General features: G+C 70.8%; 13 protein-coding genes. 2 read left to right on the forward strand and 11 right to left on the reverse strand.

What is annotated here, in order from left to right:
- Positions 1–300: 300 nt before the first annotated feature.
- From IH44_RS0128865 to eccD, 9 genes are all read right to left on the reverse strand, one after another.
- The gene (locus IH44_RS0128865; protein ID WP_030462690.1) at positions 301–1,986 is read right to left on the reverse strand and encodes a ribonuclease J; all 1,686 of its coding nucleotides are present in this window, start codon (positions 1,984–1,986) and stop codon (positions 301–303) included.
- A 171-nt stretch (positions 1,987–2,157) separates the two neighbouring features.
- Positions 2,158–3,057, reverse strand: coding sequence for a 4-hydroxy-tetrahydrodipicolinate synthase (dapA, locus tag IH44_RS0128870; protein WP_030462691.1), 900 nt, complete (start codon positions 3,055–3,057; stop codon positions 2,158–2,160).
- Positions 3,058–3,360: 303 nt separating this feature from the next.
- Positions 3,361–4,146 carry an FAD-dependent thymidylate synthase gene (gene thyX / locus IH44_RS0128875; RefSeq protein ID WP_030462692.1) on the reverse strand — a complete coding sequence of 262 codons (786 nt, stop codon included), beginning with the start codon at positions 4,144–4,146 and terminating at the stop codon, positions 3,361–3,363.
- A gap of 36 nt (positions 4,147–4,182) precedes the next feature.
- Positions 4,183–4,644, reverse strand: coding sequence for a hypothetical protein (locus IH44_RS0128880; RefSeq protein WP_030462693.1), 462 nt, complete (start codon positions 4,642–4,644; stop codon positions 4,183–4,185).
- Position 4,645: 1 nt separating this feature from the next.
- Positions 4,646–5,392, reverse strand: coding sequence for a 4-hydroxy-tetrahydrodipicolinate reductase (dapB, locus tag IH44_RS0128885; protein ID WP_369795008.1), 747 nt, complete (start codon positions 5,390–5,392; stop codon positions 4,646–4,648).
- Between the two features lie 26 nt (positions 5,393–5,418).
- Positions 5,419–6,774: a pitrilysin family protein gene (locus IH44_RS0128890; protein ID WP_232795127.1), complete on the reverse strand. Its 1,356-nt coding sequence runs from the start codon at positions 6,772–6,774 to the stop codon at positions 5,419–5,421.
- A 102-nt stretch (positions 6,775–6,876) separates the two neighbouring features.
- Complete coding sequence (locus IH44_RS0128895) at positions 6,877–9,087, reverse strand: polyribonucleotide nucleotidyltransferase (RefSeq protein WP_030462696.1); 2,211 nt, start codon at positions 9,085–9,087, stop codon at positions 6,877–6,879.
- 379 nt (positions 9,088–9,466) lie between these two features.
- Entirely contained in the window at positions 9,467–9,757 is a 291-nt protein-coding gene (rpsO, locus tag IH44_RS0128900) for a 30S ribosomal protein S15 (protein ID WP_030462697.1), read from the reverse strand.
- An 89-nt stretch (positions 9,758–9,846) separates the two neighbouring features.
- Entirely contained in the window at positions 9,847–11,316 is a 1,470-nt protein-coding gene (eccD, locus tag IH44_RS0128905) for a type VII secretion integral membrane protein EccD (RefSeq protein ID WP_030462698.1), read from the reverse strand.
- 543 nt (positions 11,317–11,859) lie between these two features.
- On the opposite strand from eccD, the gene IH44_RS0128910 reads away from it, so the two are divergent.
- Positions 11,860–15,813, forward strand: a complete 3,954-nt coding sequence (locus IH44_RS0128910; protein WP_030462699.1) for a type VII secretion protein EccC — start codon at positions 11,860–11,862, stop codon at positions 15,811–15,813.
- A 481-nt stretch (positions 15,814–16,294) separates the two neighbouring features.
- Positions 16,295–17,701: an APC family permease gene (locus tag IH44_RS0128915; protein WP_030462700.1), complete on the forward strand. Its 1,407-nt coding sequence runs from the start codon at positions 16,295–16,297 to the stop codon at positions 17,699–17,701.
- A 112-nt stretch (positions 17,702–17,813) separates the two neighbouring features.
- Here IH44_RS0128915 and mycP read toward each other — a convergent pair whose 3' ends face one another.
- Both mycP and IH44_RS0128925 read right to left on the reverse strand, forming a co-directional pair.
- Positions 17,814–19,208, reverse strand: a complete 1,395-nt coding sequence (gene mycP / locus IH44_RS0128920) for a type VII secretion-associated serine protease mycosin (RefSeq protein WP_232795128.1) — start codon at positions 19,206–19,208, stop codon at positions 17,814–17,816.
- 144 nt (positions 19,209–19,352) lie between these two features.
- Positions 19,353–19,640 (reverse strand): WXG100 family type VII secretion target, encoded by a 288-nt coding sequence (locus tag IH44_RS0128925; protein ID WP_030462702.1) that lies wholly within the window; start codon positions 19,638–19,640, stop codon positions 19,353–19,355.
- Positions 19,641–19,702: the final 62 nt, after the last annotated feature.

Genomic DNA, 19,702 nt, shown 5'->3' on the forward strand with positions numbered 1-19,702 from the left:
GCACGCTGTTGAGTTCTCAAGGAACGGACACTTCCTTCGGACCGCATTCCTGCGGACCCTCCGGGCGCTTCGTTCTTTCGTGTTTCAAGCTTATCAGATGTTTTCCGCTCCGTTTTCCGGAGTTTCATTTGATCCGATTTGCTTTGGCCTTTCGGCGCTCCCGAACTCTACCAGAGTTTCTCAGCCTGTTTTCCCCGCCCCGTTTCGAACGAATTCGAATCCGGAGCGAAGCCGCACGACCGTGGGGCAACTCGGAGAACGTTACGCACCGAGCTGCCCCAGGTCAAATCAGGTCGTGCCTCAGACCTCGACGACGACCGGGAGGATCATCGGGCGCCGGCGGTAGTTGTCCGCGACCCACTTGCCGATGGTCCGGCGGACCAGCTGCTGGATCTGGCGGACCTCCAGGACGCCTTCGCCGGCGGAGCGGGTCAGGGCCTCCTCCAGCTTGGCGGCGATCGAGGTGAACGCACCGTCGTCGATGCCGGAGCCGCGGGCCTGGATGGTCGGGCCGCTGACGATCTTGCCGTTGGCGGAGTCGACCACCACGAAGACCGAGATGAAGCCCTCCTCGCCGAGGATGCGGCGGTCCTTGAGCGAGGCCTCGGTGATGTCGCCGACCGAGGAGCCGTCCACGTAGACGTAGCCGGCCCGGACCTTGCCGACGATCCGGGCGACGCCCTTCTCGAGGTCGACGCAGACGCCGTCCTCGGCGATGACGACGCGGTTGCGCGGGATGCCGGTGGCGATGCCGAGGTCGGCGGCGGCGCGCAGGTGGCGCCATTCGCCGTGGACGGGCATCAGGTTCTTCGGCTTGCAGATGTTGAAGAAGTACAGGAGCTCGCCGGCCGAGGCGTGGCCGGAGACGTGCACCTTGGCGTTGCCCTTGTGGACGACCTTGGCGCCCCAGCGGGTGAGGCCGTTGATGACCCGGTAGACGGCGTTCTCGTTGCCGGGGATCAGCGAGGAGGCGAGGACGACGGTGTCGCCCTCGACGATGCGGATCTGGTGGTCGCGGTTGGCCATCCGGGAGAGCGCGGCCATCGGCTCGCCCTGGGAGCCGGTGCAGATCAGCACCACCTCCTTGTCGGGCAGGTCGTCGAGGGTCTTGACGTCGACGATCAGGTTGCCGGGGACCTTCAGGTAGCCGAGTTCACGGGCGATGCCCATGTTGCGGACCATCGAGCGGCCGACGAAGGCGACCTTGCGCTTGTACTCGTGCGCGGCGTCCAGGACCTGCTGGATGCGGTGCACGTGGCTGGCGAAGGAGGCGACGATGATGCGCTTCTCCGCGTTGGCGAAGACGTTGCGCAGGGCCGCGGAGATGTCGCGCTCGTGCGGGATGAAGCCGGGGACCTCGGCGTTGGTGGAGTCCACCAGGAGGAGGTCCATGCCCTCCTCGGCCAGCTTGGCGAAGGCCGGGAGGTCGGTGAGCCGGCCGTCCAGCGGGAGCTGGTCCATCTTGAAGTCGCCGGTGGCGACGACCATGCCCGCGGGGGTGCGGACGGCGACGGCGAGGGCGTCCGGGATGGAGTGGTTGACCGCGATGAACTGGCAGTCGAAGGGGCCGATCCGCTCGCGGTCGCCCTCCACGACCTCCAGGACGTAGGGGTGGATGCGGTGCTCGGCGAGCTTGGCCTCGATCAGGGCGAGGGTGAGCTTGGAGCCGATCAGCGGGATGTCCGGGTTCTCCCGGAGCAGGTAGGGCACGGCACCGATGTGGTCCTCGTGGCCGTGGGTGAGGACGATGCCGTCGATCTTGTCGAGGCGGTCCCGGATGTAGCTGAAGTCGGGGAGGATCAGGTCGACGCCGGGCTGCTCGTCCTCGGGGAAGAGGACGCCGCAGTCGACGATCAGGATCCGGTCGCCGTACTCGAGGACCGTCATGTTGCGGCCGATCTCGCCGAGGCCGCCGAGCGGGGTGATGCGGAGGGCGCCTTCCTTGAGTGCGGGGGGCGCGCCGAGTTCGGGGTGCGGGTGGCTCAAAAGACTCTCCTCACGACGCACGCCATATGCCCGGGGGGTTCTTCCCCCGGTGGCATATGGCGTGCGTCCATCGTGGTTACCTGACTGCCGAGTGCCGCGCGCCTTCGGTCCCGGTCCAGCGGCGGACCCGGGTGGGTCCGGCGAGCCGGGGGCGCGCACGTCTGTTGTTGGTTACAGGTGTACCCCGCCGGCGGCGAGATCCTCCTTCAACCGGGCGGTCTCCGCGTCCGTGGCGGGGACCAGGGGCAGCCGGAGCGGGCCGGCCGGGTGTCCCTGCAGGTTCAACGCAGCCTTGGCGAGGATCACTCCCTGGGTGCGGAACATTCCGCTGAAGACCGGCAGCAGGGACTGGTGGACGGCGAGCGCCTTGGCGGTGTCGCCGGCCGTGAAGGCCTCGATCATGGTGCGCATCTCGGCGGCGACGACGTGGCCGACCACGCTGACCACGCCGACGGCTCCGACCGAGAGCAGCGGCAGGGTCAGGTTGTCGTCGCCGGAGTACCAGGCGAGGCCGGAGCGGGCGATGGCCCAGGAGGCCGCGGAGACGTCGCCCTTGGCGTCCTTGTTGGCGACGATCCGGGGGTGCTCGCCGAGCCGGACCAGGGTGTCCGCTTCGAGTGCGACGCCGGAGCGGCCGGGGATGTCGTACAGCATGACCGGCAGGTCGGTGGCGTCGGCGATGGCGACGGTGTGCCGGTACAGGCCCTCCTGCGGGGGCTTGCTGTAGTACGGGGTGACGGCGAGCAGGCCGTGCGCGCCGGCGGCCACGGCCTGGCGGGCGAGTTCCACGCTGTGGCGGGTGTCGTTGGTGCCGACGCCGGTGACGATGTGGGCGCGGTCTCCGACCGCCTCGACCACGGCCCGCACCAGCTGGGCCTTCTCCGCGTCGGTGGTGGTGGGCGACTCGCCGGTGGTGCCGTTGAGCACCAGGCCGTCGTTGCCGGAGTCCACCAGGTGTGCGGCGAGGCGCTGGGCGCCGTCGAGGTCGAGGTCCCCTTCGGGGGTGAACGGGGTGACCATCGCGGTCAGGACCCGGCCGAAGGGCGTCTGCGGTGTGGAGGTCGGAGCCATGGGTCCAAAGCTACTCGTAGGGCGGTGGTCGATAGCCACGCAGGTCCAGGGTTTGGACAGTGCGGGTCGTCGGGAGGGGCACCGGGACCCGGGCCGGACATGGGATTCCGGTGCTGCGCGCTCGGGGGTTCACGCAGCACCGGAATCCGTGTCCTGAGCGTATGGAGCGGCCGAGAAAGCCGCAATCCAGACATGCCGGACAGTCCGTCCATCTGCTCGTCGGCGCAGGTCAGCGGGCGGGCCCGGGGCGGCGGCCGAAGGCCGCACGGGTGAGGGCGGCCGGCCCGGTGCTCCGACGGGCCGTCAGACCTTGCGCCAGCCCGGCACCCAGGCGCCGTCCTCGACGGTGTAGTCGCCGAACAGCGACGGGGCCTCCTTGACCATCAGCTCGCCGATCTTGCCGAACAGCAGCCGGATCTCCTCCTCGGCGCCCGGCGCGGTGCGGTTCTCGATCACGTGCCGCAGGGTGCGGACGTTGGCCGTCCAGACCAGGCCGGTGGCCAGGCCCTCGGGGGCGAAGCGGCGCATGAAGGAGGTCTTCTCCTTCTTCTCGTGGAACTTCACGCCCTCCTCGTCCAGCCCGAAGTGGGCGGCCATCCAGTGCTGGAACTCCTCGATCTCCTTCATCAGGCCGGTGGCCCGGGACATCAGCTCCTCGTCCTGCTGCGCCCACTCGGGGAACCAGAACGGGATGTCGTCGAGGCGGACGAAGCGCAGCGACTCCTGGGAGACCGCGACGCCGGCCCGGTGGCGGACCAGCTCGTGGGTGACCACCCGGCTGACGTTGTGCAGGACGAAGGTGAAGGAGACGTGCTCCAGCACCGAACCGTGCGCGCTGGCCAGGATGTTCTTGAGGTAGACGTCCTGGTCGGTGCGGACCTTGGTGACGTTCGGGTTGAGGCCCGGCTTCCACGAGCGGTAGCAGATCCGGCCGGCGAACTCGGCCAGGTTCTGGGCGTCGTCCAGGTCGCCGCGGTCGACCCGCTCCAGCCAGCTCTCGCCGCCGACGTCCTGCAGGTAGGCGGCGACCTCGTCGTAGTCGAGCTCGGGGCGGGCGATGAGGTGGACCTGGGGTTCTACTGCGCGCATGGGAGAACGTCCTGGGGGGTTCGGGAGGATTCCGGGTCAGTCTACGGCGGGGGCCGGGACGGCCTGACCGTGCAGCTTGATCGCGTGCTGCATGGCCTTGCGGGCCCGCGGCACGTCGCCCGCGTCGGCGTAGGCGACGGCCAGCCGGAAGAAGTTGCGCCAGTCGGTGGGGTCGGCCTCGGCCTCGGCCTTGCGGCGGGCGAAGACCGCGTCGGCGGAGGCGCGGTCGATCCGGCCGCCGGAGCTGCGCTTCAACTCGTCGACGGGCAGGCCGCCCTCGGCCTCCAGCTCGCGGGCGAGCCGCTCGCCGGCCCGGCCGAAGCGGACGGTCTGGGTGAGGAACCAGACGCCGATCACCGGGATGACGAAGGCGCACGCGCCGATGCCGATGCCCAGCGGTTTGCCGGTGGCGACCAGTTGGATGCCCTCGCCGATGCAGACCAGGCTGACCAGCAGCAGGATGCCGGAGAGGACGAAGAAGCCGGTGCGGGAAGTCATGTCACAGGTCCAGGAAGTGTTCCAGGCCGAAGGTGAGGCCCGGGTGGTCGGCGATCTTCCGCGCGCCGAGCAGGATGCCGGGCATGAAGCTGCTGTGGTGCATCGAGTCGTGCCGGATGGTCAGGGTCTCGCCGGTGTCGCCGAACATCACCTGCTGGTGCGCCAGGAGGCCGCGCAGCCGCACCGCGTGCACGGGGACGCCGTCCACGTCGGCGCCGCGGGCGCCGGGCAGGCCGTGGGTGGTCGGGTCGTGCTGCGGGGGCAGGCCGGCCTCGGTGCGGGCGGCGGCGATCAGCTGGGCGGTGCGGGTGGCGGTGCCGGAGGGGGCGTCGGCCTTGTTGTCGTGGTGGAGTTCGATCACCTCGACGGACTCGAAGTACCGGGCCGCGGTCTGGGCGAACTTCATGCCGAGGATCGCGCCGATAGAGAAGTTCGGGGCGATCAGCAGGCCCAACTCGGGCGCCTTGGCGAGCAGTTCGCGGACGGTGGCGAGGCGCTCCTCGGTCCAGCCGGTGGTGCCGGTGACCACGTGGATGCCGTTGCCGAGGCAGTAGTCGAGGTTGCCCATCACCGAGTCGGGGTGGGTGAGTTCGACGGCGACGTCGGCCCGGGCCCGGGTGAGTTCGGTCAGGTCGGAGCCGCGGCCCAGGGCGGCCACCAGCTCCAGGTCCTCGGCGGCCTCGACGGCCTTGACCGCCTCCGAGCCGATCCGGCCCTTGGCGCCGATCACGGCGACGCGCAGCGTCATGTCAGTCATCCTCTCAGGCCGGCCGGTCAGACCAGCAGGTCGGCGAGCTTGGCGGCCCGCCGGTCGTTGATCGGGCCGATCAGGGCGAGCGAGGGGCGGTGCGCCCCCAGCACATCACGGGCGACGGCGTGCACGTCGTCCAGGGTCACCGCGGCGATCTTCCCCAGCATCTCGTCCACCGACAGGTGGTGGCCGTAGGAGAGTTCGGCCTTGCCGATCCGGTTCATCAGCGAGCCGGTGTCCTCCATGCCGAGCACGGTGGAGCCGGAGATCTGGCCGATGGCGCGGCGCAGCTCCTCCTCGGTGATGCCCTCCTCGACCACCCGGGCGAGCTCGGTGCGGCAGATCTTCAGCACCTCCTCGACCCGCTTGGGCTGGCAGCCGGCGTAGATGCCGAACAGGCCGGTGTCGGCGTACGAGGAGGAGTAGGAGTACACCGAGTACGCCAGGCCGCGCTTCTCCCGGACCTCCTGGAACAGCCGGGAGCTCATGCCGCCGCCGAGGGCCGCGTTGAGCACGCCGAGCGCCCAGCGGCGCTCGTCGTGGCGCGGCACGCCGGGGACGCCGAGGACCAGGTGGGCCTGCTCGGTGGGGCGGTTGAGGACGGCGGCCCGGCCCGCGGTGCGGACGGCCTTGACGCCGCGGCGGACCTCGGCGGGGTGGCCCTTGGACTTGGCCAGGACGGGCGCGAAGGCCCGCTCGACCAGCTTGACCACCTTGGCGTGGTCGAGGTTGCCGGCCGCGGCGACCACCAGGTTCTCCGGCTTGTAGCGGCGCTGGTAGAAGCCGGCGATCTGGTCGCGGGTGAGCGCGGTGACGGTCTCCTGGGTGCCGAGGATCGGGCGGCCGAGCGGGCCGTCGCCGAAGAGCACCTTGGCGAACAGGTCGTGCACCACGTCGCCCGGGTCGTCCTCGGCCATCGCCATCTCTTCCAGGATGACGCCGCGCTCGGACTCCACGTCCTCGGGGCGGATCAGCGAGCCGGTCAGCATGTCGCAGACCACGTCGATGGCGAGCGGCAGGTCGGTGTCCAGGACCCGCGCGTAGTAGCAGGTGTTCTCCTTGGCGGTGAAGGCGTTCATCTCGCCGCCGACCGCGTCGAGCGCGGCGGAGATCTCCAGGGCGTCGCGCCGGGCGGTGCCCTTGAAGAGCAGGTGTTCGAGGTAGTGGGTGGCGCCGTTGAGGACGGGCGTCTCGTCGCGGGAGCCGACGCCGACCCAGATGCCGAAGGTGGCGCTGCGCACCGTCGGGAGGGTCTCGGTGACGACCCGCAGGCCGCCGGGGAGGACCGTGCGGCGGACGGTGCCCGCGCCGCCCTCGCTGCCCTTGAGCAGGGTCCGGGTGGTTCCGGGGCGCTGCTTCGCCGCCGAGGCCTGGGCCACGGGTGTTCCTTCCAACTGCTGCTTCACGAACAGGACTTCACGAACAGGGTGCGGCCCGCACGCGCCGGGAAGGGCGTGCGGGCCGCGGGTGCTACGGGGTCGTCACTCGGAGGCGGCGGCCTCGCCGCCCTCCTCGCCCTCGATGACCGGGATCAGCGACAGCTTGCCGCGCGGGTCGATCTCGGCGATCTCGACCTGCACCTTGGCGCCGACGCCGAGCACGTCCTCGACGTTCTCGACGCGCTTGCCGCCGGCCAGCTTGCGGATCTGCGAGATGTGCAGCAGGCCGTCCTTGCCCGGCATGAGCGAGACGAAGGCGCCGAAGGTGGTGGTCTTCACCACGGTGCCCAGGTAGCGCTCGCCGACCTCCGGCATGGTCGGGTTGGCGATCTGGTTGATCGTCGAGCGGGCAGCCTCCGCCGAGGGGCCGTCGACCGCACCGATGTAGATGGTGCCGTCGTCCTCGATGGTGATGTCCGCGCCGGTGTCCTCCTGGATCTGGTTGATCATCTTGCCCTTGGGGCCGATGACCTCGCCGATCTTGTCCACCGGGATCTTGATGGTGATGATCCGCGGCGCGTTCGGGGACATCTCGTCGGGCGCGTCGATGGCCTCGTTCATGACGTCGAGGATGTGCAGGCGGGCGTCCTTGGCCTGCTTCAGCGCGGCGGCCAGCACGGAGGCCGGGATGCCGTCGAGCTTGGTGTCGAGCTGCAGGGCGGTGATGAAGTTCCGGGTGCCGGCGACCTTGAAGTCCATGTCGCCGTACGCGTCCTCGGCGCCGAGGATGTCGGTCAGCGTCACGTAGTGGGTCTCGCCCTCGATCTCCTGGGAGATCAGGCCCATGGCGATGCCGGCGACGGGGGCCTTGAGCGGCACACCGGCGTTCAGCAGCGACATGGTGGAGGCGCAGACCGAGCCCATCGAGGTGGAGCCGTTGGAGCCGAGCGCCTCGGAGACCTGGCGGATCGCGTAGGGGAACTCCTCGCGGGTCGGCAGGACCGGGAGGAGCGCCCGCTCGGCGAGGGCGCCGTGGCCGATCTCGCGGCGCTTCGGGGAGCCGACGCGGCCGGTCTCGCCGACCGAGTACGGCGGGAAGTTGTAGTTGTGCATGTAGCGGCGACGGGTCTCCGGGGAGAGCGTGTCGAGCTGCTGCTCCATGCGCAGCATGTTCAGCGTGGTGACGCCCAGGATCTGGGTCTCGCCGCGCTCGAACAGGGCCGAGCCGTGCACCCGCGGGATGGCCTCGACCTCGGCGGCCAGGGTGCGGATGTCGGTGACGCCGCGGCCGTCGATGCGGACCTTGTCCTTGATGACGCGCTCGCGGACGATCTTCTTGGTCAGCGCGTTGTAGGCGGCGCTGATCTCCTTCTCGCGGCCCTCGAACTCCGGGAGCAGCTTGTCGGCGGCGACGCCCTTGATCCGGTCCAGCTCGTTCTGGCGCTCCTGCTTGCCGGCGATGGTGAGCGCCTTGGCGAGCTCGTCCTTGACGGCGGAGGTCAGCGCGGCCAGCACGTCGTCCTGGTACTCCAGGAAGCGCGGGAACTCGCCGGTCGGCTTGGCGGCCTGCTTGGCGAGCTGCGACTGGGCGGCGCACAGCACCTTGATGAACGGCTTGGCGGCCTCCAGGCCGGCGGCGACGACCTCCTCGGTGGGGGCCTCGGCACCGCCCTCGACCAGCTTGATGGTCTTGTCGGTGGCCTCGGCCTCGACCATCATGATCGCCACGTCGCCGTCCGGCAGGACGCGACCGGCGACGACCATGTCGAAGACGGCCGACTCCAGCTCGGAGTGGGTCGGGAAGGCCACCCACTGGCCGTTGATCAGCGCGACGCGGACGCCGCCGATCGGGCCGGAGAACGGCAGGCCGGCCAGCTGGGTGGAGGCGGAGGCCGCGTTGATGGCCACCACGTCGTACAGGTGGTCGGGGTTGAGCGCCATGACCGTGACGACGACCTGGATCTCGTTGCGCAGGCCCTTGACGAAGGACGGGCGCAGCGGGCGGTCGATCAGGCGGCAGGTGAGGATCGCGTCCTCGGAGGGGCGGCCCTCGCGACGGAAGAACGAGCCGGGGATGCGGCCGGCGGCGTACATCCGCTCCTCGACGTCCACCGTGAGGGGGAAGAAGTCGAAGTGCTCCTTGGGCTGCTTCGAGGCGCTGGTGGCCGACAGCACCATGGTGTCGTCGTCCAGGTAGGCCACGGCGGAGCCGGCGGCCTGACGGGCCAGGCGGCCGGTCTCGAAGCGGATGGTGCGGGTGCCGAAGCTGCCGTTGTCGATGACGGCCTCGGCGTAGAAAACGTTCTCTTCCACCTGGAAGATCTCCTCTTTCGTACGTCTCCCCAGGAGCGCCCCTGCGCTTGCCTGCCGTGGCCCGGGCAGCTGGGCCGGTCTTCGATCGAAGCCACCGGGTCGTGCCCCGTTCCTCGGGGTTCCCGGCGGCCACTACCGAGGACCGGCGCCTTTCGGCGCGCGGCGGTCGGCGTGTGGACGCTCCTGCGGGGTGCGGGCGGCTTCCGTTTGAAGCCTTGTTCCGGCCCGCAAGGGCGGGCATGCCCTTTACCTTACAAATTCACACCCTACCGAGCGCGGCTTTATGCGGACGGGTCGTCGCGGGGCGTGGTCGCGGGGTGGCGCGGAATGCGCCGAGGGGCGGCTCCCCCGGAGAGGGGAGCCGCCCCTGCGAGCGGTGTCAGCGGGCGCCGCCGGCGGCACCGCGGCGGATGCCGAGGCGGTCCACCAGGGTACGGAAGCGCTCGATGTCCTTCTTGGCCAGGTACTGCAGCAGGCGGCGGCGCTGGCCGACCAGGATCAGCAGGCCACGACGCGAGTGGTGGTCGTGCTTGTGGAACTTCAGGTGCTCGGTCAGGTCCGAGATGCGGCGGGAGAGCATGGCCACCTGGACCTCGGGGGAGCCGGTGTCGCCCTCCTTCTGGCCGAACTCGGCGATGATCTGCTTCTTGACGTCAGCGGCGAGGGCCACGGGCATCTCCTTCGGTGTGTGGCCGAGCGGTCCTGGTAGGAGGCACAGGACCTGACAAGACTCGGTCTGTTAAACCCTAGCAGTCCGGCTCAGCCGGTCGCGCCGCGCACCACGTTGTAGACGTTGAGCACGGCGAGGGCCAGGGGGACGAGCGCGAGCAGCATCAGGCTGTCGACCATGTCCAGGATGCGGCCCCAGAACGGGGACACCCCGGAGCGCGGGACGATCAGCGCGATGGCGGTCATCACCGCGGCGCCGGCCGCGATGGACGCGGACAGCCACACGGTGCGCAGGTCGGTGCCGCCGGTGGAGCCGGTGGTCAGCTGGGTGAGCAGCAGGTGCACCGGGGTGTGCAGGGCCAGGCCGAGGATCAGCAGGGACAGCGCGGCCAGACCGGAGATGGTGAGCGCGAAGACCTGCGTGGTGTAGCGGAACAGCCGGGCCCGCAGCATGGTCGAGACGCCGATGGACAGGGCCAGCAGTTCGGCCCAGCCCCGGTCGCTGAAGCCGAGCACGGTGCAGGCGCCGACGATGGTGGCGGAGGCGCCGCCGACCAGGCCGACCAGCACCTCGTGGCCGCGGCGGGCCTGGGCGGCGATCCGCTCGTACTGGACGGTCTCGGCGCTGTTGGCCTCCTCGCCGTACGCGGTGCCGCGGGTGCGGGCCTGGCCGGGGGCGCTGAAGCCGACGGGCAGGCGGGCGAAGCGGGCGGACAGCGCGGGCAGGAAGCCGATCACGGCCACCGCGGCGACGCCGGTGACGGCGGCGATGTCGGTGACCGCGGTGCCGGACATCAGCACGGCGGCGAAGGTGGCCAGGGTGCCGGCGGCGGCCAGGAAGGCGGCGGCGACGAACACCGAGTCCTTCTCCGGGAGCAGGCCGACCAGCAGGACGGAGACCACCAGCACGGTGACGCAGCCGACCAGGAACTGGAGCCGGCCGGGGCCGTCGCCGGCGCCGGGGACGTCGATGATGCCGGAGCCGGCCAGCATCGCGTGCGGCAGCGCGCCGAGGCCGAGGGCCAGCGCGGCGCCGTGGTCGGCGTAGACCCGGGCCCGGACGCCGGCGAAGGTCACCAGGACGATCGCGGTGACGCCGGACAGGATGCCGGGCAGGCCGAACATGTTGTGCCGCAGGTCGGAGAACCACAGCGCGAAGGCGAGCAGCGCCAGCAGGACGGTGCCCGCGATCAGGCCGAAGGCCCGCATCAGGTCGGGGCTCCAGAACCGGCGGTCCGCCTCGACGGCGGAGGCGATGGCGTCCGCGACGTCGTCGTAGACGGCCGGCGGCAGTGATTCGGCGAACGGCCGCAGGCTCAGCAGGTCGCCGTCGCGGACCTGCTGGGCCGCCAGCGGCAGTCCGCTGTCGAGCACGGTGCCGTCCCGCCGGACCAGGTGGAAGCCGGTCGGCGTTCCGTCCACCTGGGTCTGTCCGGAGAGCCTGAGCACCTCCGGGTAGATGTCCGCGAGCGGGACATCCTCCGGCAGGGCGACGTCGATCCGGCTGTCCGGTGCCACCACGGTGACCCGGCAGAAACCGGTCGTTGCGTTGTTGCTCACCGGCCCTCTCCCCCTCGTTGGCTGTGTCGGCAAGTCTGCTGACCACTCGTCGCAGCGGCTCCGGAACTGTCACGGCCCGAACGAGAGTTGGCGCGGCGACACCTTACCCTCCGCGGCAAGGGTGGTGTGCGCCGGGTGCGGGGCCGCTCCGGCCGCCGCGGGGCGGGCGGCGGGCGTGACGGGCGGTCAGCTCCGGGCGGGGCCCGGCGCGACCCCGTGGACGAACCGCTTGGCGTGCGCAGTAGGATCGGCCCCTGCGCACGGCGTACGGGGGCCGCGGTCGAAGACGCGAAGCCCCGCGCGCCTGCGGTTCGGCGGAGCGGGGGCGGCGTCATCACACGGGGCGCCCTCACCGTACGTATCCAGATGCGTGAGGGCGGATTGTGAGCGAGCGATGGGGGCGCCCCCTGTCAAGTGCCCTGGGAGGGCGCGTCGTTGAGAACGGGGAGTCGCACGCTGCGGCTGCCGCCCGGGACGGGGTGACGGTATGAACGAGCGGTGCGCGGGTGCGGAGCGCTCGCCGAGCGCCGGCGAGGTGGGCGCATGAGTACGGTGACGGTGAAGCGGCCGCCGCGGGCGTTCCCGCCCGCGGTGTCGGAGGAGCCGGTCGAGCTGGTTCCGCCGCCCGAGCTGCCGCGCGGCGGCGGCGAGGACTGGCTGATGACGCTGATGCCGATGCTCGGCATGGGCGGCAGCGCGGCCTTCCTGTTCCAGGGCGGCCAGGGCCCGATGAAGATGATGGGCGTCCTGATGATCGCCTCGACCGCCGCGATGGCGGTGGCGCAGATCGTCCGGGCCCGCAAGGGCGGTAGCGCGGCCACCTCGGACGAGCGCCGCGACTACCTGAAGTACCTGCAGCAGAAGCGGCGCGAGGTGCGGCGCACGGCGGAGCGCCAGCGCGGCGCGCTGCTGTTCACCCACCCGGAGCCGGACCAGCTGTGGTCGGTGGTGGCCGAGGGCCGCCGGCTGTGGGAGCGCCGGCCGACCGACGCGGACTTCGCGCAGATCCGGGTCGGCCTCGGCCCGCTGCAGCTGTCGACGCCGCTGGTGGCGCCGCAGACCGCGCCGATGGACGAGCTGGAGCCGCTCGCCGCGGAGGCGATGGGCACCTTCATCAAGACCCACGGCACCCTGCAGGACCTGCCGCTGGCGGTCTCGCTGCGGGCGTTCTACCACATCACGGTGTGCGGCGACCCGGACTCGGTGTACGGCAACGTGCGGGCGATGGTGGCCCAGCTGGCGACCCTGCACTCCCCCGAGGACCTGATGATCGGGGTGGCCGCCGCGCCCGGCGCGGTGGAGGAGTGGGAGTGGGCGAAGTGGCTGCCGCACACTCAGCACCGCAAGGAGAGCGACGGGGCCGGCTCGCGCCGCCTGATCGCCTCCGGGCTGGGCGAGCTGGAGGAGCTGCTGGCCAACGAGCTGGCCGGCCGCAAGGGCTTCTCCCGGGACAGCACGCCGACCCCGGACCAGCCGCACCTGGTGGTCATCATGGACGGCGCCTCGGTGCCGGTCGACTCGGTGATCGCCGGTCCGGAGGGCGTCCAGGGCGTCACCGTGATCGAGGTCGTCCCGGGTGACCTGGACGAGCCCAACGGCCACCTGGTGATCACCGTCGGCAAGGACGAGCTGCTGCTGGAGGCGGCCTCCGGGGCGAGCTACCCGGGCACCCCGGACGGCCTGTCCAGCTGGCAGTCCGAGGCGCTGGCGCGGCAGTTGTCGCCGTTCCGGGCGTCCGCGGGCGGCGACGACAGCGACCCGTCGCTGGTGTCGATGGACTTCACCGAGATGATGCACACCGGCGACCCGGGGTCCTTCGACCCGGCCCGGCACTGGCGGCCCAAGCCGATCCGCGAGAAGCTGCGCGTCCCGCTGGGCGTGGGCAGCAACGGCGAGTACGTCTGGCTGGACATCAAGGAAGCCTCGCTGGAGGGCATGGGCCCGCACGGCATGTGCGTCGGCGCGACCGGTTCCGGCAAGTCCGAGGTGCTGCGCACCATCGTGCTGGCGCTGGCGGTCACCCACTCCTCCGAGGTGCTGAACCTGGTGCTCGCGGACTTCAAGGGTGGTGCGACCTTCGCCGGCATGTCGGAGATGCCGCACACCGCGGCCGTGATCACCAACCTCGAGGGCGAAGCGACCCTGATCGACCGCATGCGCGACGCGATCGAGGGCGAGATGAACCGCCGCCAGGAGCTGCTGCGCGCGGCGGGCAACTACGCGAACATCAACGAGTACGAGCGGGCCCGCGCGGCGGGTGCGCCGCTCGACCCGCTGCCCTCGCTGCTGATGATCATCGACGAGTTCTCCGAACTCCTCACCGCGAAGCCGGACTTCATCGAGCTGTTCATCCAGATCGGCCGGATCGGCCGTTCGCTGGGCATGCACATGCTGCTGGCCTCGCAGCGACTGGAGGAGGGCAAGCTCCGCGGTCTGGACACCTTCCTCTCCTACCGCCTGGGTCTGCGCACCTTCTCGGCCGCCGAGTCGCGGGCCGCGATCGGCGTGCCGGACGCCTACCACCTGCCGCCGATCCCCGGCGTGGGCTACCTCAAGTTCGGCTCCGACGTGATGGAGCGCTTCCGCGCCGCGTACGTCTCCGGCAAGTACCGGGCGCCGGGCACCCAGCGGGCGGTCGGCGGCGTGGTGGTCACCGCCCAGCCGGTGCTGTTCACCGCCGCCGAGGTCGAGGTCGTCGAGCCCGAGGTGGAGGTCCTCCCGGAGCTCCCCCAGGAGGAGGAGACCGACGAGGCGCTGCTGGACACCATGCTCGACGTGTTCGTGCAGCGGATGATCGGCCAGGGCCCGCCGGCCCACCAGGTGTGGCTGCCGCCGCTGGACGACTCGCCGTCGGTGGACAGCCTGCTGGAGCCGCTGCAGGTCAGCCAGGACCGCGGCCTGACCCCGGCGGCCGTCCGCCAGGGCAACCTGGTCGTCCCGGTCGGCATCGTCGACAAGCCGCGCGACCAGCGCCGCGACGTGATGTACCTGGACTACTCGGGCGCCGCGGGCCACGGCATGATCGTGGGCGGTCCGCGCTCCGGCAAGTCCACCATGGTGCGCACCATCGTGGCCGGCTTCTCGGTCACCCACACGCCGGTGGAGGCGCAGTTCTACCTGCTCGACTTCGGCGGCGGCGGCTTCGGCTCGCTGGCCGAGCTGCCGCACGTCGGCGGCGTGGCGGGCCGACTGGACGTCGAGAAGGTCCGCCGCATGATCAGCGAGGTGCACGGCGTGCTCAACCGCCGTGAGGAGCTGTTCCGGGCGACCGGCATCGACACCATCGCCACCTACCGGTCCCGCCGGGCCGCCGGGCAGCTGCCCGACGAGCAGTTCGGCGACGTGTTCCTGTTCGTCGACGGCTGGCTGACCTTCAAGCAGGAGTTCGAGGTCCTGGAGCCGGTCATCGCCGACATCGTGCAGCGCGGTCTCGGCTACGGCGTGCACGTGGTGATCACCGCGGCCCGCTACGCCGAGGTCCGCCCGGCGCTGAAGGACCAGCTGCAGAACCGGGTCGAGCTGAAGCTCGGTGACTCCATGGAGTCCGAGATCGGCCGCAAGGTGGCGGCGAACGTGCCGCCGATCCCGGGCCGCGGCCTGACCTCCGACCAGCTGCACTTCCTGTCCGGCCTGCCCCGGATCGACGGCTCCAGCAGCACCGAGGACCTGGTGGACGGCGTCGCCGACCTGGTCGCCCAGGTCAACGCGGCCTGGACCGGCCCGCGGGCCCCGCAGGTGCGCATGCTGCCGCCGGTGCTGGACGGCCACTCGCTGCCCAAGGGCTTCGAGCACCCGGAGCTGGGTGTCGCGTTCGGTGTCGACGAGGTCGAGCTGGCGCCGGTGTTCGTCAACTTCGAGACCGACCCGCTGTTCGTCGTCTTCGGCGAGAGCGAGTCCGGCAAGTCGGCGATGCTGCGGATGCTGATCAAGCAGATCACCGAGCGGTACACCCCGGACCAGGCGGGCATCGTGGTCGGCGACTTCCGCCGCTCGCTGCTCGGCGTGGTGCCGCCGGAGTACCTGGTGGAGTACGCGGCCGCCGCGCCCGCCATGACGGCGATCGTGGAGATGCTGCGCGGGGCCTGCGGGCGCCGCCTGCCCGGCCCGGACGTCACGCCGGAGCAGCTGCGCAACCGCAGCTGGTACAGCGGCAAGGACATGTTCGTGATCGTGGACGACTACGAGCTGGTCGCCACCCAGTCGGGCAACCCGATGGCGCCGCTGGCGGAGTTCCTGCCGTTCGCGCGCGACATCGGCCTGCGCCTGATCATCGCCCGCAACGCGGGCGGCGCCGGCCGCTCGCTGTTCGAGCCGGTGATGCAGCGGATGCGCGAGCTGGGCGGTCAGGGCCTGCTGCTCTCCGGTGACAAGGGCGAGGGCGCGCTGCTGGGCACGGTCAAGCCGCAGCCGCAGCCGCCGGGCCGCGGTGTGTTCGTCTCCCGCCGGATCCAGGCGGGCCAGACGGTGCAGACCGGCTGGCTGCCGACGCAGATCTAGCGCGATCACCGTCACGGACGGTGATCGGGAGGGCCGGGCTCCGGAAGGGGTCCGGCCCTCCGGCGTTCCCGGGCGGCATCCGAGGGGTGGAACGGTGCCATAACGTTATCTTCCGTTTTTCGCGGTTTTCCTTCGGTTCCCGTACCCGTCGGGGGTGTCCGACGACGTTTTTCGGCCCAGCAGCGCGGTGCGGCGGAGCGCCTTGGAATCAACGTCGGCCACCTCACATCACCTTCGATTCAAGCGCAGTTAACCCGAGTTGACACTACGGAAACATACGTCCCGACCGCTTCGGAGCTGCGTTCCGCAGGCAGATCGGCCTTGTGACGACGGAATCCGCAGCCGATCACGCGTTGACTGGGTCAATTCACCCAGGCAACCTGGCGAACCGGGAGCGAAGCAGAACCAGACCGCGAGACCGTGCTTCGGAGGCGATACCGCTCCCCACCCCCACACCGCCGCTCAGTGGATCGGATGCCCCATGACCGACACGCTTCCCCCGCAGGTAGCCTCTCCCACCGCGGGGGACACCGCGGGCAGCCCCAAGAAGCTCGCCCGATCGCTCGGCGTCGTGGGCGGCACCCTGCTCACGCTCTCCTGCGTGACCCCGGCGTCCTCACTCTTCGTGATCGTCCCGGAGCTCTTCAACTCGCTCGGCACCTTCACCCTGATGTCGATCCTGATCGGCACGGTCATCTGCATCGCGGTGGCGTTCTGCTACTCCGAGCTCGGCACCCTGGTGCCCTCCGCGGGCGGCGAGTACGCGATGGTCGGCACCCTGGCGGGCAAGTTCACCGGCTGGCTGGTCTTCATCCAGTCGCTGATCGTGGTGATGATCGTGCCCTCACTGATCGCCATGGGCACCGCCGACTACCTGGAACCGATCATCCACCTCGACCCGAAGTGGGCCGGCGCCGCGGTGATGCTGGCCGCCACCGTGGCCGGCCTGCTGGACCTGCGGGCGAACGCCTGGATCACCGGCATCTTCCTGGTGCTGGAGGTCATCGCCTGCGCCGTGGTCGCCTTCCTGGGCTTCGGCCACTCGGAGCGCGGGGTGAGCAGCCTGCTGCACGGCTCCGTCGTCGACGCCACCAGCGGCGCCACCAGCGGGGTGGGCTTCGCGGCGATCCTCGCGGCGATGGGCACCGCGCTCTTCGTCACCCAGGGCTTCTCCACCGCGATCTACCTCTCCGAGGAGCTGGAGAACCCGCGCAAGAACGTCGCCCGCACCGTGCTGTGGACGCTGGGCCTGTCCACCGCCATCATCCTGGTCCCGGTCGCCGCGATCACCATGGGCGCCCCCGACCTGAAGGCGCTCAGCGAGGGCAACATCTCCTCGCTGGTCATCGGCTGGAGCAACAGCGGCGTCGGCACCTTCATCAGCCTGTGCATCGCGCTGGCGATCATCAACGCCGGCATCGTGATGGTCATCCAGAACTCCCGGGTGCTGTTCGCCTCCGGCCGCGACAAGGCCTGGCCGGAGCCGGTCAACAAGGCCTTCGGCACCCTCAACAAGTTCAGCGCCCCGTGGATCTCCACCCTGGCGGTCGGCGTCCCCGGTGCCGCGCTCTGCTTCGTCGGCCAGGACCTGCTGACCAACATCACCGGTGTCGCGGTCGCCGCGCTCTACCTGCTGGTCGCCGTCGGCGCGCTGTTCTCCCGCCGCGGCCACCACAAGGCCGCCCCGGCCTGGCGCCAGCCGCTGTGGCCCGCCCTGCCGATCCTGGTGATCGTCGCCCTGGCCTACGTCCTGACCAAGCTCGACCCCACCGCGCTGTGGTGGACCCTCGGCATCACCGCCGCGGCCAGCCTCTACTGGGCGCTCTACCTGCGCCCCCGCCCGGAGACCCGCTGGGTCATCACCCTCCCCGAGGACGAGCGGGTCTGACCCCCCGCGGGCCCGCCCTCCCGTCGGCCCCCGCCCGGTCCCCAGGACCGGACGGGGGCCGGCCCCTTTCCGGGACCGGCCCCCTCGTACACCGCCCGCACGGGGCGGTCGGTCAGTCGTGGCGCCCGCGGCGCCGTTGCATGTCCCGGGTGACGATCGAACCGCCGGCCAGGCCCGCCACCACCAGGGCGCCGATGCCGAGCACGAAGGTGCCGGTGCGGCGGTCCCGGTCGGCCTGGGTCTCCTCCAGCCCGAGCGGCTGCGGCTTCAGCGGCACGGTGTCGAGCTTGACCTGCGCGTCCACGCTGGGCGAGGCGCTCGGGCCGGGCACCTCGCTGTACTCCATGGCCTTCACCGGGTCGACCACGCCCCAGCCGATGTACTTGTTCGGGCCCCGCTCGGTGCGCTGCGCGGTCTGCTCGATCACGGTGCGGATCTGCATCGGGTTCCAGGTGGGGTGCCAGCCCTTGAGGAGGGCGGCCACCCCGGAGACGTACGGAGCGGAGAAGCTGGTGCCGTTGTCGGTGCACTGGCCGTGGCCGGGGACGGTGGAGAGCATGTCGACACCGGGTGCGGCCACCTTGACGAAGTCGCCGTACTGGGAGAACGGGGCCCGCTCGTTGTTCCGGTCGGAGGCGCCCACGGACAGCACCGTCGGGTAGGCGGCCGGGAAGGTCGGCCCCTCGGTGCCGTCGTTGCCCGAGGAGGCGACCACCACGATGCCGGCGGCCTCGGCCCGCTTCAGGGCGTCCCCGAGCTCCTTGTCGTGGTCGAAGCGGTTCTCGTTCTCGGACTTGTTCGGGTCGACCTGGACCCGGACGTCCTGCGAGATGTTGATGACCTGGACCTTCTGCCCGATCGCAGCGTCGATCGCCTTGACCAGGCTCACGACGTCGCCGTTGCCGTCGGCGTCGTTCTGCCGGATCGCCAGGATCTTCGCGTCCTTGGCCAGGCCGACGAAGCCGATCTCGCCGGTCGGGTCCAGCGCGGCCGCGATGATGCCGGCCACCTTGGTGCCGTGGCCCACCAGGTCGGTCGTGCTGGTCCCCTCCGGGAGCTGCTTGTTGTTGGCCGCCATGGTCTCCTTGAGCAGGTCCGGGCCCTCGATGACCTTGTCCTTCAACTGCGGGTTCCGGTTGTCCACCCCGGTGTCGATGACCGCGACCACGACTCCCGCGCCGGTCCGGTTCGGGACCGGTCCGTCGCCGTCGGTCTTGCCCTTCCCCTTGCCACTGGGAGCCGGACTGGGGCTGGAGCTGGAGTTGGGCTGCGGCTTGCCCGTGCCCCACACCTCGTTCAGGAAGACCCGCTGCAGCGCCCACGGCTTGGCCTTGGTGTTCTCGCTGATCGGGAAGTTGCAGTCACCGGAGGCGGTCAGCTGCAGCTGCCCCCGGGTGTCGCCGCCCGCCGGCGCCGGTCCGGCCCAGGCCGGGCCGATCGCCATCGGGCCGACCGTCCCCAGCACCAGCAGCACCGCACCCGCCCGGCGCAACGATCCTGACGCCACCTCTGCTCCACCCCTCACTGCGTTCCACCCGTGTCGGTCGTGCCCCGCCCCGTGCGGCGCACGAAGGGCGGGCGCCCGTGAGGACGCCCGCCCGTGTCAAGCACTTGCCGTGCAAGTTCCCCCGTGCCGACCGTCGGCCGACGGTCAGGCCCAGATCTGCGAGTTCGAGTTCTCGGTCTGCTGGTAGCTCTGCGCGGCGTTGTCCAGCGCGGTGGCGATGCGGGCGAGGACCTGCTGGAGGTCGGCGGCCTTGGCGTCCCACTGGGCCTGGCGGGCCTGGTAGCCCTGCTGGGCAGCGCCCTCCCAGCTGGAGGCGATGCGCTGGACGCCCGCCTTCAGGTCATCCAGCTGGTTCTGGATGCGCGAGGCGGTCTGCCGGACCTCGGAGCTGGCGTTCTGGATGGTCTGGAAATTGACGAGAATGCCGGACATTGATCTCTCCCCTTCGATGGATTCACGGCGCACCCCCGGAGGGGCGCAGTGTGGTGGTGGTT

Source organism: Kitasatospora sp. NRRL B-11411 (genome assembly GCF_000721345.1).
GTDB classification, from domain to species: Bacteria; Actinomycetota; Actinomycetes; order Streptomycetales; family Streptomycetaceae; genus Kitasatospora; species Kitasatospora cineracea.

What these genes read in the sequence shown, in the direction of transcription:
- IH44_RS0128910 (WP_030462699.1), top strand. Translation starts at nt 11,860, where the DNA reads ATGAGTACGGTGACGGTGAAGCGGCCGCCGCGGGCGTTCCCGCCCGCG.
- IH44_RS0128880 (WP_030462693.1), bottom strand. Translation starts at nt 4,644, where the DNA reads ATGACTTCCCGCACCGGCTTCTTCGTCCTCTCCGGCATCCTGCTGCTG.
- thyX (WP_030462692.1), bottom strand. Translation starts at nt 4,146, where the DNA reads ATGCGCGCAGTAGAACCCCAGGTCCACCTCATCGCCCGCCCCGAGCTC.
- dapA (WP_030462691.1), bottom strand. Translation starts at nt 3,057, where the DNA reads ATGGCTCCGACCTCCACACCGCAGACGCCCTTCGGCCGGGTCCTGACC.
- IH44_RS0128915 (WP_030462700.1), top strand. Translation starts at nt 16,295, where the DNA reads ATGACCGACACGCTTCCCCCGCAGGTAGCCTCTCCCACCGCGGGGGAC.
- dapB (WP_369795008.1), bottom strand. Translation starts at nt 5,392, where the DNA reads ATGACGCTGCGCGTCGCCGTGATCGGCGCCAAGGGCCGGATCGGCTCG.
- IH44_RS0128925 (WP_030462702.1), bottom strand. Translation starts at nt 19,640, where the DNA reads ATGTCCGGCATTCTCGTCAATTTCCAGACCATCCAGAACGCCAGCTCC.